Annotated in this window: 10 protein-coding genes; 5 read left to right on the forward strand and 5 right to left on the reverse strand. The window is 69.5% G+C overall.

What is annotated here, in order from left to right:
* Positions 1 to 32 precede the first annotated feature (32 nt).
* On the forward strand, positions 33 to 1,082 hold the full coding sequence (locus tag ACFVTR_RS07030; RefSeq protein WP_387035932.1) for a LacI family DNA-binding transcriptional regulator: 1,050 nt from the start codon (positions 33 to 35) through the stop codon (positions 1,080 to 1,082).
* A gap of 35 nt (positions 1,083 to 1,117) precedes the next feature.
* Here the strand turns inward: ACFVTR_RS07030 and ACFVTR_RS07035 are convergent, their stop codons facing one another.
* The 4 genes from ACFVTR_RS07035 to ACFVTR_RS07050 form a co-directional block, all read right to left on the reverse strand.
* Positions 1,118 to 2,905 carry a beta-galactosidase family protein gene (locus ACFVTR_RS07035; RefSeq protein WP_387035934.1) on the reverse strand — a complete coding sequence of 596 codons (1,788 nt, stop codon included), beginning with the start codon at positions 2,903 to 2,905 and terminating at the stop codon, positions 1,118 to 1,120.
* Positions 2,906 to 2,984: 79 nt separating this feature from the next.
* Entirely contained in the window at positions 2,985 to 4,313 is a 1,329-nt protein-coding gene (locus ACFVTR_RS07040; protein WP_387035936.1) for an ABC transporter substrate-binding protein, read from the reverse strand.
* A 92-nt stretch (positions 4,314 to 4,405) separates the two neighbouring features.
* A complete protein-coding gene (locus ACFVTR_RS07045; RefSeq protein WP_387035937.1) occupies positions 4,406 to 5,353 on the reverse strand; it encodes a carbohydrate ABC transporter permease in 948 nt (315 codons plus the stop codon).
* Positions 5,350 to 6,327, reverse strand: a complete 978-nt coding sequence (locus tag ACFVTR_RS07050; protein ID WP_387035939.1) for a carbohydrate ABC transporter permease — start codon at positions 6,325 to 6,327, stop codon at positions 5,350 to 5,352. The genes ACFVTR_RS07045 and ACFVTR_RS07050 overlap by 4 nt, the downstream gene beginning before the upstream one ends.
* A 141-nt stretch (positions 6,328 to 6,468) precedes the next feature.
* On the opposite strand from ACFVTR_RS07050, the gene ACFVTR_RS07055 reads away from it, so the two are divergent.
* Genes ACFVTR_RS07055 through ACFVTR_RS07070 form a run of 4 tightly spaced genes read left to right on the forward strand, consistent with a single transcriptional unit; the run spans position 6,469 to position 12,519 of the window.
* Positions 6,469 to 8,166 (forward strand): glycoside hydrolase family 13 protein, encoded by a 1,698-nt coding sequence (locus ACFVTR_RS07055; protein WP_387035941.1) that lies wholly within the window; start codon positions 6,469 to 6,471, stop codon positions 8,164 to 8,166.
* Positions 8,163 to 10,244 (forward strand): DUF5054 domain-containing protein, encoded by a 2,082-nt coding sequence (locus ACFVTR_RS07060; RefSeq protein ID WP_387035943.1) that lies wholly within the window; start codon positions 8,163 to 8,165, stop codon positions 10,242 to 10,244. Before ACFVTR_RS07055 ends, ACFVTR_RS07060 begins: the two co-directional genes overlap by 4 nt.
* Positions 10,241 to 11,386: a metallophosphoesterase family protein gene (locus ACFVTR_RS07065; protein WP_387035945.1), complete on the forward strand. Its 1,146-nt coding sequence runs from the start codon at positions 10,241 to 10,243 to the stop codon at positions 11,384 to 11,386. Before ACFVTR_RS07060 ends, ACFVTR_RS07065 begins: the two co-directional genes overlap by 4 nt.
* Entirely contained in the window at positions 11,383 to 12,519 is a 1,137-nt protein-coding gene (locus ACFVTR_RS07070) for a glycoside hydrolase family 27 protein (RefSeq protein WP_387035948.1), read from the forward strand. Before ACFVTR_RS07065 ends, ACFVTR_RS07070 begins: the two co-directional genes overlap by 4 nt.
* 63 nt (positions 12,520 to 12,582) lie before the next feature.
* On the opposite strand, the gene ACFVTR_RS07075 is transcribed toward ACFVTR_RS07070, so the two are convergent.
* The gene (locus ACFVTR_RS07075) at positions 12,583 to 14,436 is read right to left on the reverse strand and encodes a glycoside hydrolase family 5 protein (protein ID WP_387035950.1); all 1,854 of its coding nucleotides are present in this window, start codon (positions 14,434 to 14,436) and stop codon (positions 12,583 to 12,585) included.
* Positions 14,437 to 14,675 lie beyond the last annotated feature (239 nt).

Genomic DNA, 14,675 nt, shown 5'->3' on the forward strand with positions numbered 1-14,675 from the left:
AGGGGTGGCTTCAGAGTAGTGTTTACGTCACCATGACGGTTGAATCGAACATTTTGTCCGGACACGCGTCGGCTCCCAAGGCTCGCGCCTCGATCAACGACGTCGCCGTGCACGCCGGCGTCTCGGCGCAGACCGTCTCGCGGGTCGCGAACGGCCAGAACAACGTGCGACCGGCCACGCGCGACCGCGTGCTCGCCTCCATGCACGAGCTCGGGTACCGCCCCAACAGCGCGGCCCGCAACCTGAAGTCCGGCCGGTTCCGGAGCATCGGCGTCGTGACCTTCAACCTGGAGACGCTCGGCAACGAGCGCACGCTCGACGCGGTCGCCGAGTCGGCGGCGGCCGCGGGCTACACCACGACGCTGATCCCGGTCGCCGACCCCACGCAGCTCGAGGTCGCCGGCGCGTTCGGCCGGCTCGAGGAGCAGGCCGTCGACGGCATCATCCTCATCATGTCGGCCGAGATCGGCTCGCCCGACGAATTGAAGCTGACCGCCGGCCTGCCGCTCGTGATCGTCGACTCCGACGCCACCCAGCCCTACACGATCGTCGACACCGACCAGGAGCAGGGCGCACGTCTCGCCGTCGAGCACCTGCTCGGGCTCGGCCACCGCGACATCCTGCACGTCGCGGGGCCCGCGCGCTCCTTCTCGGCCCGACGACGCGCCGACACCTACCTCCGCACCATGGCGGAGGCGGGCCTCGCACCCCGGCCCATGCTCGTCGGCAACTGGACGGCCGCCTCCGGCCTCGCGCTCGGTCGTGAGATCACCGCCTCCGAGCACCCGCCGACCGCCGTCTTCGCGGCCAACGACCAGATGGCACTCGGCCTCCTGCACGCCTTCCACGAGCACGGCTGGGCCGTGCCCGAGTTCATCAGCGTCGTCGGCTTCGACGACGCCGATGACAGCGTCGCCTACTGGCCGTCGCTGACCACCGTGCACCAGAACTTCGACGAGGTCGGCCAGCGGGCGACCGCCCTGCTCGTCTCGCTCATCGACGGCGAGCAGGCGCCGAAGAACAAGCTGATCCCGACCCACCTCGTGGAGCGGGACAGCACCGGCCCGGCACGCGGCGCATAGCGCCGATCGCGCCGGGCGGTGCTGCGCGCGGGCCGTCACGCCTCGGTGGGACCGAGGTCGGGCCGAGCTGCGAAGCGCACCGCCGAGGCGGTCGCGCCGACGGTCTCGAAGACCAGGATCTCGTTCTCGCCGGCCCGCACGACCGGCGCGGGCACGTAGTGCGTGCGCTGCGGCCCGCGACTGCGGTAGCGACCGAGGTTGACGCCGTTGACGCGGACGACCCCGGTGTTCCAGCCCGGCAGCTCGATGTGCAGATCGGTCGGCTCGTCGAGCGTGAAGACCCCGCTGGCGAACACCGGTCCCGACAGCGGCACGGCCCCGGCTGTGCCGGCCTCGCTGCGCTCGCCCGCCTCGACGCGCGGCCCGGCGGCCAGCACCTCCCGGATGGGATCGAGGTCGTCGAGCATGATCGCGCCCGCCGTCCACTCGGTCAGCGGCACCCCGTCGAGCGTCGCGGGGGCGATGAGTCCCTTCGCCTCGCCGAGGCGCGAGCCGTAGTTCACTCCCCCGAGGTTCTCGACGAGCACGGTGAGCTCGCCGCCGTCGCCGTCGGGCAGCGGCAGCACCCGCTCATGGAGCTCACGATCGAGCACGCCGACGAGCGCACCGTCGAGGAACACCTGGGCCCGGTCGCGCACCTCGCCGAAGCTGAGGAGGCCGCCGTGCTCGACGCGTGTCGAGTAGCACATGAAGCCACGGGTCGAGCCGAACTCGGCCGCGACCGGCAGGTGGTCGAATCGCTGCGCGGCGATGATCGGCATCTGCCAGAGCGACGCGTTCCGGTCGAGATCGACCTCGAGCACCGGGGCATCCGTTCGCTCGGCCGGCACCTCGGCGGGCACCGGTGCGTACTTGGCGATGACCTCGCGGAACCGCCAGAACTTCTCGGTCGGCGTGCCGTCCTCGGCGAGCGGGGCGTCGTAGTCGTACGACGTCGCGATCGAACGATAGGTGCCCTTGTCGTTCGCACCGGACGTGAATCCGAAGTTCGTGCCGCCGTGGAACATGTAGATATTGACGGATGCCCCGGCCGCGAGCATCTCGTCGAGCTCGCGTGCCGAGTCCTCGGCCGAGGTGACGTGGTGGATCTCACCCCAGCTGTCGAACCATCCGCACCAGAACTCGGAGCACATGAGCGGCCCGGTCGGCTGGAATCGGCGCAGCGTCGCGAGTCGCTCGGCGGCGCGTGAGCCGAACGAGCCGGTGCGGTGCAGCTCGTCGAGGCTGCCGTGCTCGAGCATCTCGTCGATCGGCTGATCGACGGTGGTGAGCGGCACGTCGATGCCGTGCTCGCGCGTCAGCTCGGTGAGCCGGCGGAGGTAGTCCTTGTCGGCGCCGTACGCGCCGTACTCGTTCTCGATCTGCACGAGGATCACCGGTCCGCCGTGCTGGATCTGGCGGGGCCGAACGATGTCGTACACCGCGTCGAGATACTCGCCGACGGCTTCGAGGTACGCGTCGTCGTGCGATCGGAGCACGATCGACTGGTCGGAGACGAGCCACGAGGGCAGCCCGCCGTCGTGCCATTCGGCGCAGATGTAGGGGCCGGGGCGCACGATCGCGTGCATGCCCTCACCGTGTACGAGGTCGAGGAAACGTGCCAGGTCGAGGTTGCCCGCGGTGCGGAACTCGCCGCGCGTCGGGGAGTGCTCGTTCCAGGGCACGTACGTCTCGATGGTGTTCAGGCCCATGAGCCGGGCCTTGCGGATGCGATCGCTCCACTGGTCGGGGTGCACCCGGAAGTAGTGCAGCGCACCGGAGAGCACGCGGTACGGCGAGCCGTCGAGGAGGAAGTCGGTGTCACCGATGGAGAAAGTGGGCATGCGCTGATCCTGTGTCGAGAAACGGACCGCGGGGCAGCCGCCGTGACGGCGACTGCCCCGCGGAGTGTTGCGTGTACTGCTACTTGTTGACGGTGAAGCCCTGCTCGTTGCCGAACTCGACGAGGGTGTCCTGCCACTCGACGAGCGCCGCGTTCAGGTCGCCGTCCGAGCCGAGCGCCTTGCCGACCGAGTCGGTGAAGACGTTGTTGGCGTAGCCCTGGTAGGGCAGATACTGCCATCCCTCGATGACCGACTCCGACGAGAGCGCGCCCTGCTGGTTGGCGGGCTGGCCGGCGTAGGCGTCGAACGGGAAGTCGAGGAACTCGGGGTTCTCGAGGTCCGCGATGGTCGACGGGAAGCCGTTCGCGTTGACCAGCTCGCGTCCTTCGCCCTCGGCGAGGTACTTGAGGATGCCGGCTGCCGCGGCCTTGTTCTCGCTCTGCGAGCTGACGGCGAGCGCGCTGCCGCCGTTCTCGGCCGAGGCGGGCTGGCCGTCCCACGAGGGGATCTGCGCGACGCGCCACTTGCCGAGCGTGCCGTAGTCGTTCATGCCGCTGATCATCCAGGAGCCCATCATCAGGGTGCCCAGCTTGTCCTGCGTGAGGGCCTTCGACCACTCGTCCGACCAGGTCGGAACGCCCGAGAGCTCGCCGGCGTGGAGACGCTCGTTCCAGAAGTCCGCGAACTTCTTGGTGCCCTCGTCCTGCAGGTCGATGGTGATGTTCTCACCTTCGGTCTTGAAGGGCTGACCGCCCGAGGCCCAGATCATGCTGGTGAAGAAGCCCGCGTCGCCGCTGTTCGCGATGTAGGCCTCGGGGTCGTAGGCGTGGATCGCGGCGGAGGCCGTCGCGAACTCGTCCCACGTGGCGGGCGCCTCGGTGATGCCGGCCTTGTCGTAGAGATCCTTGTTGTAGATCATGACCATGGGGCCGGAGTCGAGCGGCAGGCCGACGAGCTGGTCCTGCACGTTGACGGCGTTCCACGTCGATGCGGTGAACGAGTCGGCGTAGTCGCCGAGGCCGTAGGGGGTCAGGTCGGCGAGCGCGTCGCCGAGGGCGAGCTGCGGCAGCGTCTGGTATTCCACCGGCACGAGGTCGGGGGCGCCCTTGCCGGCCTTGATGGCGTTCTGCAGCTTGGTGACCGCGGCGTCGGGGTTCTCGAGCTTGACGACGTCGAAGGTGACGTTCGGGTACACCTTGGAGATGGCGTCGGCCTGCTCCTGGGTGCTGTCGCTCCAGGTCCACCAGGTGAGCGTGACGTCTTCCTTCAGCGCTGCATCGGTGTCGGTCGAACCGCTGTCGGCGCCCGGCGCTGCGCCACTGCAGCCAGCGAGCACTCCGACGAGCAGCGCACCGGTGCCGACGACGGCTCCGAGTCGCGCCCATCGGCGAGGGGTGATTCGTTCCATGAGTGTGATTTCCCTTTCTTGGTGTGGGTCTTCGGTACGGGTTGTGGTGCAGGTCGGGGGTGTGGTGCGGGTTCTGAGTCGGCGACGCCGGGCTACTTGACGCTTCCGGCGGTCAGGCCCGACTGCCAGTAGCGCTGCAGGTAGAGGAAGGCTGCGGAGATCGGGATGACGGTGAGCAGCGAGCCCGTGATGACGAGGTTCGGGATGGGGTCGGTGCCGACGCCGCTCGCCTGTGCCGACCACTGCGCGAGACCGACCGGCAGCGGGTACCAGCGCTCGTCGCTCAGCATGATCAGGGGCAGGAAGTAGTTGTTCCACGTCGCGACGACCGCGAACATCAGCACCGTGATGAGGGCCGGAGCGAGCTGGCGCAGTGAGATCTGGAAGAAGATGCGGATCTCGCCCGCACCGTCGAGGCGGGCGGCCTCCATGAGCTCATCGGGGATCGCCTCGCGGGCGTACACCCAGACCAGGTAGAGACCGAACGCGCTCACCATCGAGGGGATGACCACCGACCACGGGGTGTTGGTGAGGCCGAGGTTGCTGAACAGGAGGAACTGCGGCACGGCGAGCACCGAACCCGGAATGGCCATTGCGCCCAGGATGACGGCGAACACCCACTTGCGACCGGGGAAGTTGTACTTCGCGAGCCCGTAGCCGGCCAGGGTCGCGAGCAGGGTCGCACCGCCGGCCCCGAGGACCACGTAGAGCACGGTGTTCCCGAGCCAGCGCAGGAAGATGCCGTCGGCGTAGGTGAACGTCTCGGCGATGTTCTGGAAGAGGGCGAACTCGCCGCTGAACCAGAAGGCGAAGGAGTCGTAGAGCGAGTCCATCGTCTTGGTCGAGTTCACGACGAGCCACCACAGGGGCACGAGGCAGTAGAGCAGCATCGCCGTCATGAGGATGGCGAGGGTGACGGAGGCGCGCTTGTGCCGGGGGTTGCGGGCCGACCGCTTCACGACCGCGCGCGGCGGCAGGGCGCCGCTCGCGAGCTTGCTCGGCGCACGGCCCGAGCGAACGCTCGATTCGACGGCGCTCATGCGTTCTTCTCCTTCTTCTCGCCGCCGAGTTGCACGAGGTAGGCGACGACCATGGTGATGATCCCCGAGACGATGGCGATCGCCGCGGCGTAGTTGAACTGCGAGCCCGTGAACGACAGGTTGAAGGCGTAGAGGTTCGGCGTGAAGTACGAGGTGATGGAGTTCGGCGCGATGGTCTGCAGGATGGAGGGCTCGTTGAAGAGCTGGAAGCTGCCGATGACCGAGAAGATCGTCGCGATGATGATGGCACCGCGGATCGACGGGAGCTTGATCGAGAAGATGGTGCGGAAGGCTCCGGCGCCGTCGATCTCGGCGGCCTCGTAGAGTTCGTGCGGCACGGCCTTCAGCGCGGAGAAGAAGATGAGCATGTTGTAGCCCACGAACTCCCACGTCACGATGTTGCCGATCGACATCATGATCAGGTTCTCGGCGAGCGGGGAGGGCAGCTCGACGCCGAAGAACCGGTTGATGTCGGCGACGAGACCGAACTGCGAGCCGTACATGTAGCCCCAGATCATCACCGCGACGACACCGGGGACGGCGTAGGGCAGGAAGATCGAGAGCCGGTAGAACGGCACCCAGCGCAGGCGCGCACTGTCGAGGGCGAGTGCGGCGAAGAGCGCGAGGCCGAGCATGATCGGCACCTGCACGAGGAGGAAGACCGTGACGCGCAGCATGGCGTCCCAGAACTTCGGGTCGACGAGGGCCTTCGCGTAGTTCTCGAGCCCCACGAACGAGTTGCCGCCGATGAGGGTCTCGCGGAAGAGGCTCAGGTAGATCGCGTAGACGAGCGGTGCGATGAAGACGAGGGCGAAGACGAGCATGAACGGCCCGACGAACCACCAGCCCGACCAGTCGCGGCGGGACTTCTTCCGACGGCGGCCGGGCGTCTCGGCGGCCTTCGCCGTCGAGAACGCGTACGTCTCGGTCGAGACACCGACCGGTGGTTCTGCGTGCACGTGGGCCACGCTCATCTGCGGCCTGCTTCCGCGCCTCGGGTGGGCGACTTCTTCGTCATGCGCGTACGCACTCCTTCGTGAATGTTTGCGTTCCCATCGCAGTATAGGCGAGAATGATGTTTACGCAAACAGAATCCCCTCGATCCGAAGGTCACAATGACGTCACGCACACGGACAGCCCCCGCTCCTGCCCATGAATCCGGTGATCTTCCGGTATCGCGGCCCGACGCATCGACGGTGGTGGCGAACCCGGATTGGTGGCGCACCGCCGCGATCTACCAGATCTACCCCCGCTCCTTCGCCGACGCGAACGGCGACGGCATGGGCGACCTCGCCGGCGTCACCGCGCGCCTCGGCGCCCTGCAGGATCTCGGCATCGACGCCATCTGGCTCTCGCCGTTCTACACCTCGCCGCAGAAGGACGGCGGCTACGACGTCGCCGACTACTGCGACGTCGACCCGCTCTTCGGCACCCTCACCGACTTCGACGCGATGGTCGCCGAGGCGCATGCCCGCGGCATCCGGGTCATCGTCGACATCGTGCCCAACCACTCGTCCGACGCCCATCCGTGGTTCCAGGCGGCGCTCACCTCCGCACCCGGCAGCGCCGAGCGCGGCCGGTACCTGTTCCGTGAGGGCCGCGGCACGGCCGGCGAACTGCCGCCCAACAACTGGGCGTCCTTCTTCGGCGGGCCGGCCTGGACCCGCGTCGTCGAGCCCGATGGCACGCCCGGTCAGTGGTACCTGCACCTCTTCGACTCGTCGCAGCCCGACTTCGACTGGACGAACGAGGAGGTCCACGACGAGTTCCGCCGCATCCTGCGCTTCTGGCTCGACCGTGGCGTCGACGGCTTCCGCGTCGACGTCGCGAGCAGCCTCGTGAAGGCCGAGGGCCTGCCCGACTACCACCCCGGCGACGATGACGAGATGCCGCCGTACGAAGGCCGAGCGGCCGTGCACGACATCTTCCGCGACTGGCGACGACTCCTCGACGAGTACCCGGGCGAGCGCATCCTCGCCGCCGAGGCCTGGATCAAGCCGCTCGCACGGCGCGCCGACTGGGTGCGTCACGACGAGATGCATCAGGCCTTCAACGACGTCCTCAACTTCTGGGACGCCTCCGCACTGCGCGCATCCATCGACGGCGCACTCACGGCGTTCGGTTCGGTCGGCGCACCGACGGCCTGGGTGGCCTCGAACCACGACGGCATCCGAACGGTCACCACGCTCATGTTCACCCCCGCCGAGCGCGCCGGCGGCGTCGGTCCGCGCACGACCGGCATCCCCTCCTACGACCAGTCCATCCCGCGGGCCCGCGCGATGGCGATGCTCATGCTCGCGCTGCCGGGTTCGGCCTACCTCTATCAGGGCGAAGAACTCGGGCTGCCCGAGGCCACGGACATCCCCGATGCCGCACGGCAGGATCCGACCTTCTTCCGCACCGAAGGCGAGCAGTACGGGCGGGACGGCTGCCGCGTGCCCATCCCGTGGGAGTCCGCGTCGCCCTCGTACGGCTTCGGCACGACGGATGCCTCGTGGCTGCCGCAGCCCGAGATCTGGGGTCGCCTCGCTCGCGACCGGCAGCAGGCCGATCCCGACTCGACGCTGAACCTCTACCGGGCCGCGATCGCGCTCCGCCGCGAGCGCGGGCTCGACGCCGGGGAGCTCGAATGGTTGCCGGGATACGCTGCCGACGTCCTCGCCTTCAGGAACGCCGACGTGACCGTGCTCATCAACACGGGAGCAGAGCCCGTGCCGCTGCCCGCCGGCGAGGTGCTGCTCACGAGCACGCCGCACGATCTCACCGCGCTCACCACCCTCGCCCCTGACACCGCAGTTTGGATTCACGCATGATCTCGACCGTCCACGTCGTCTTCAAGACCCACCTCGACCTGGGCTTCACCGACACCGCCGCGAACGTCACCGACCGCTACGTGCACGAGTACCTGCCGCGCGCGATCGCGCTGGCGGAGGAGCTCGAGCGCCGCGGCGGCCAAGCCCGATTCGTCTGGACGACCGGCTCGTGGCTGATCCACGAGGCGCTCCGCCTCGGCAGCCCCGATGAGCGCGAGGCGCTGGAGCGCGCGATCCGCGCGGGCCATGTCACCTGGCACGCACTGCCCCTGACGACGCACACCGAGCTCATGGACCCGGGACTCGTCGAGCACGCCATTGCGATCGGCCGCAAGCTCGACGCCCGCTTCGGCCACCGCACGACCGCGGCGAAGATGACGGACGTCCCCGGCCACACGATCGGCCTCGTGCCCTTCCTCGCCCGCGGCGGCATCGAATACCTGCACCTCGGCGTCAACGGCGCCTCGGCGGTACCCGAGGTGCCCGAGTTCTTCGTGTGGCGCGCCCCCGACGGCAGCGAGGTCGTCGTCAACTACGCGCTGAGCTACGGCGCCACCGACCTCGGCGTGGCCATGGTGCCGGGCGGCACCGACGCACTGCACCTCGCGCACACGGGCGACAACTTCGGCCCGCCCCCGGTGGAGGACGTCGAGGCGCTGTTCGCCGAACTGCAGGCGGCCTACCCCGAGGCGCGAGTGGTCGCCTCGACGCTCGAGACGTTCAGCGCCGGAGTCGTCGCGGTGCGCGAGAGCCTGCCCGTGCTCGAGCAGGAGGTCGGCGACTCCTGGATCCACGGCGTCGCGAGCGACCCGGTGCAGACCGCGCGGCTGCGCGCGCTCCTGCGGCTCCGCGCCGAGTGGGTGGCCGCCGGCACCCTCGTGCCCGGCACCGAGGAGTGCGACGCCTTCAGCGACGGCCTGCTGCTCGTGCCCGAGCACACGTGGGGCGAGGACCTGAAGACCCACCTGCCCGACTACGTGAACTACGAGAAGGCCGACTTCCAGCGCGCCCGTGCGGCCGACGTGATCGACCCGGCCGCGAACCCCGCCGAGTTCGACCAGTACGCGTGGGCCTACACCGAGCATCCGAACCCGCAGGGCCTTCGCTACTCGACGTTCGAGCGCTCCTGGGCCGAGCAGCGCGCCCACCTCGACCGCGCGCTCGCCGCGCTCTCGCCCGAGCGTCGCGCCGAGGCAGAGGCGGCGATCGCCGAGACCCGGCCCGCCGACGACGCGGCCGCGGGGACGTTCGAGCCGATCGATGCCGACGCCGAGCACAGCGCCGGCGCCTACCGCGTGCGCTTCGGCGCCGACGGCGCCCTCGTCTCCCTGGTCGACGCCGACGGCACGGAATGGGCGGGGCCGGAGCATCCGCTCGCCGCGTACCGCTACGAGACCTTCGACGAGCGCGACGAGACCCGATGGGTACAGGAGTACTGCCGTGACCTCGACCAGCACGCGATGTGGGCGATCCCCGACCAGGCGAAGCCCGGGCTCGCGATCGCGGAGACGCTGCCAGCGACGACGTTCGCACCGCGGGTCGTCTCGGCCGAGCGGTTCGACGACGACGACGCGACCGTCATCTCGCTCTGGCTCGCCCTGCCCGAGGCGGCGTGCGAGACCTGGGGCGGAGCCCGTGACATCCGGCTCGCCTACCGGTTCCCGGCCGCGGCCGGGCCGATCTCGATCACGCTCGACCTTCGCGACAAGGACGCCTCCCGGTTGCCCGAGGCGGGCTGGCTCGGCTTCCGCCCGCGCACCGAGCCCGGTGACTGGCGGCTCACGAAGATCGACTCGCCCGTCGACCCGCAGCAGGTCGTGCGGAACGGCAACCGCAGCCTGCACGCGGTCGCCGAGGTCACCCACACCGCCGAGCGCACGTTCGCGCTGCGCCCGCTCGATGCGGCGCTCGTCGCGGTCGGCCGTCCGGCGCTCTATCGCTTCGACAACACCGTGCCCGACCCGAACGACGGCCTCCACGTCAACCTGCACAACAACATGTGGGGCACGAACTTCACGATGTGGTTCGACGACGACCTGCGATTCCGCTTCACCCTCGACCTCGGGAGCACTCGATGACCCAGCCGCTCGTGACGAGCCCGCCCGTCGTGATGGCGCCGCGCGCCGACGGGTTCGAGGTCGTCTGGGGCGTGAGTCGGCTCAGCCGCGGATGGCTCGAGTGGGAGGCGGCCGACGGATCGAGCGGCACGGCGACCGCCGACGCCTTCGGCATGGTGCCGCAGGGCGACCGGGTGCTGCGCGTGCGCGCCGCCGGATGGCCCGCGGGCACCGCCCTCCGCGTGCGCTCGGTCACGGAGGCGGTCGAGGCGCCGGGCAGGCGCCACGAGAGCGAGTGGAAGCCCGTGCGCACCCTCGACGCGGCATCCGACCGCGCTCGCTTCGCCGTGTGGAACGACACCCACCAGCGGGACGACACCCTGCGCGCACTCCACGAGGCAACCCCCGAGGTCGACGTGCTCGTCTGGAACGGCGACCTCTGCAACGACTGGAAGGATCCGTCGTGGTTCACCTCGACGGTGCTGAACCCGGCGGGCCTCGACGTCAGCGCGGGGCGCCCCCTCGCGATCGTGGTGGGCAACCACGACGTGCGCGGCACCTGGGCCTACCAGCTCGAGGACTTCGTGGCGACGCCCGAAGGGCGGCCGTTCACCGCGTTCCGCATCGGACCGGTGGCCTGCATCGTGCTGCACACCGGCGAGGACAAGCCCGACGCCCACCCGACGTTCGAGGGCCGCGTCGCCTTCGAGCCGCTGCGCGCCGAGCAGGCCGAGTGGCTGCGCGAGGTCACCGCGCGCCCCGAATTCCGGGATGCCCCGTACCGGGTCGTCTTCTGCCACATCCCGCTGCGCTGGATCGACGAGACCGAGGTCGACTACGACGCCGAGGGCTACGACTGGTTCAGCCGGATGAGCCGCGACGCCTGGCACGACGCGCTCGTCGGCTGGGGCGCGCAGATCGTCGTCTCGGGTCACACGCACTACCAGACGTGGATGCCGGGGACCGAGGAGTTCCCGTACGCGCAGCTCATCGGCGGCGGACCCGACTTCGACGTGACGAGCGACGAGGCGGCATCCTGGATCGACGGCGAGGCGAGCGCCGACGAGCTCGTGCTCACGATGCGCGACCTCGCCGGCACGGTGCTGCAGGAGGTGCGGCTCGCGCCGCTCGTCGGCAACGACGTCGAGGAGGCACGCGAATGAGCGACCAGATGCAGCAGCAGCTCGCCGCGACCCCGCCGATGGGCTGGAACAGCTGGAACCAGGTGCGCTGCGAAGGACTCACCGAGCGAGTCGTGCTCGAGGCCGCGACCGCACTCGTCGATCGCGGCCTGGCAGCGGCCGGCTACCGCTACGTCGTCGTCGACGACTGCTGGCAGGGCGGTCGCGACGAGTCGGGCCGGCTCGTCTCCGACCCGGTGCGGTTCCCCAGCGGCATCCCGGACCTGGCGGCCCGCGTGCACGAACTGGGGCTTCGCTTCGGCATCTACGCGGTGCCGGGCGCGCAGACCTGTGCGAACTACTACGACGACTACCCGGACCTCGACCTCGGCAGCTACGGCCGCGAGCGGCTCGATGCCGAGACGTTCGCCGGGTGGGGCGTCGACTACTTGAAGTACGACTGGTGCCGCGCCGAGCAGACGACGCCGTACACACGCCCCGAGGCGTTCGCACTGATGCACGATGAGCTCGCGCGACTGCGGCGCCCGATCGTCTACGCGATCTCGGAGTACGGCGAGGGCGAGCCGTGGCGCTGGGCGCCGCCGATCGCGAACCTCTGGCGCACGACAGCCGACATTGCGCCCGAGTGGCCGTCGATCGTGTCGATCATCGAGCAGCAAGCCGCGCTCGCCGAGTTCGCGCGACCGGGCGCGTGGAACGACCCCGACATGCTGCAGTTCGGCAACGGGGCCCTCACCCTCGCCCAGAACCGCTCGCACTTCGCGATGTGGTGCATGCTCGCCGCGCCCCTGTTCCTCGGCACGAACGTCGCCTCGCTCGCCGAGGAGCTCATCGAGGTGCTCACCAACGCCGACCTCGTCGCGATCGACCAGGACCCGCTCGGGCGCCAGGCCCGCCGCGTGGCCACCGGCGATGCGGGGCAGGTCTGGGTGCGTGAACTCGCGGGCGGCGATTTCGCGGTCGCGCTGTTCAACCAGACCGCGGAATCGACGCACATCAGCGCATCGTTCGATTTGCTCGGCGTGCCCGTCCACGCGACGGTCGTGGCCCGAGACGTCTGGGCCGGCTCGCTCCAGCAACTGCACGAGGCATCCGTCTCGGTCGAGGTCGCCGCGTTCGACACCCGCGTCTTCCGCCTCAGCCTCGGCGGCTGACACCTCGAACACGCGAAGGGGGCCGGGTCGCGATCGCGACCTGGCCCCTTCGCCATCCGCCGATCAGCTGAGCGGCTTGCAGAGCAGCGCGTCGGGCACGCCGCCGTGGTTCCAGCGGTAGGTGTAGGCCACGCCGGCGATGTACTCGGTGTCCTTGCACTGGCCCTTGTACTTGCCGGGGGCCCAGTCGCTCGCGGTGGAGCCGCCGCCGGCCGGGCGGTTGTCGCCCTGGTCGAACCAGATCAGGCGGCCCTGGCTCGCCGGCAGCGCCGTGGTGCTCGTCGCGCAGACGAGCTTCCACATCGCGGCCTTGGTGCCGGTCCCGGTTCCGAGGCTGTAGCCGACCGCGACCTCGCCGGGGTTGCACTGCAGCTTGTCGTAGCCCGAGGCCCAGTCGTTCGTGATGTTGCCCTGCCCGCTCTGCACGCGCGGGTTCGAGGTGGCGATGCCGCCGACGTCGGTGCAGAGGCCCCGGTTGGTGCTCCGCGCGATGCCCTGCAGGCGTTGGCTGTCGGGGCACGTGCCCTTCCACTGACCCGGCGACCAGTCGCCGGCCTGCAGCATCCGCAGCGACGACTGGCTGTCGACGAAGCTGCCACTGCCGATCATGTTCCAACGCGGCACAGATGCCACGGAGCCGGTCTTGCCGTTCGCGTTCACGAGCTTCACCCACTGCGGGTAGCGCCAGTCGTCGGCGATGCTGAGCTTGGTGCCGTCGGGCTTGTAGGCGAGCAGCGCGTAGCCGTCGGCGAAGTTGCCGGCGGCATCGGCCTGCGCCACGAGCGGCCACGCGGCGAAGTCGCTGTCGTTGGCCGCGAGGATGTCGGTGAAGTTGACCCACCACGCCTTGTCGAGGGCTCCGGTGTCGGCGGCGTGGCCGATGCCGAACTCGCTAAACCACACGGGGGCCGTGTAGTGCTGGCCGGCCGTGTTGACATACGCCGCGGCCCGGTTCACCTCGGCCACGAGCTCGCTCTGGCTGAGGTCGCGGTACCGGGGATCGTGGGTCTCGCCGAGCCCGGTCGCCCCGGTGTGCTTCGGCCCGGTGTAGGCGTAGATGTGCGCTGCGTAGACGAGCTTGTCGGGGTACGGGAGGGCGTTCGAGAGGTTCGCGACGGGCTTCAGGTGCGGGCGGTCGTGGAAGAGGCCGTCGAGCGGGACGCCCTGCCAGTTGATGCCCTCCATGATGACGAGCACGTCGGGGTTCGCCTGCTGGATGGCGACGCCTGCGCGCTGGAACGCCTGGTAGAGGTCGTTGCCGTCGCCCATGCCCCAGTTGGCGTCGTTCCAGACGTCGCGGCGCACCTCGTTGCGGAGGTCCATGCCGACGACCCGGGGGTTGTCCTCGTAGCGCTCGGTCAGCATCACCCAGTCGCTGATCCACTTCTCGGTGGTCTGGCTGCTGTACCACTTCGAGTTGCCGTCGTCGGCGCCACAGCACCAGCGGGACGTCGTGGTGTGGTTGTTGAGGATCACCGCGAAGCCGTCGGCGGTGAGGGCGTCGACGACGGCGTCGAAGACCTGCAGCGGGGTCTTGCCCTTCAGCGAGGGGTTCGCCGCCACGGCGACGTCGGGCACCGGCGCTGTCAGGCCGAGCATCTCGTTCGAGTACGACAGCCGGATGCTGTTGAGCCCGAGGCCGTGGAAGTCGCTCATGAGCGTCGCCATCGGCACGCGGTCGAGACCCATGGGGATGTCGTAGCTCATGCCGCTGTTGTGGTTGGCGGGGTCGTTCTTGTCGCCGCTGCCGCTCCAGTGGCCCTGCGCGCCGTCCCAGTTGGCGGACTCGAGCTTGAACCGGTCGCCGTCGGCGTCGACGATGTAGCGGCCGACGGTGCTGAGCGGCGCCGTCCACGATGCCGCGAGCTCGGGGCCCGTGAGCTGCGGGATCGGGCTCTCGGGGGTTGCGGCGTACACGGGACTCGCGATCGATATCGCGACCACGGCGGTCGTGAGACCGACCGCTGCCCTGAGGAGACGACGATGCATTCTGCGAACCTCTCTGTTCTGCCGTGGGCAGCGCCGTCGCCGTCGTGCGGGGGCGCCGACCCGGCTCCTGAATCGTCAGGCTATGGGCCGGAGCGCGCGAATGTCAACGTAAACATGCCCCGTAAAGGGAACGTAAACATCCGTTCATCCGCGCGCTGCCCCGACAA

The organism is Agromyces sp. NPDC058126, assembly GCF_042884595.1.
In the GTDB taxonomy this organism is placed as follows: domain Bacteria; phylum Actinomycetota; class Actinomycetes; order Actinomycetales; family Microbacteriaceae; genus Agromyces.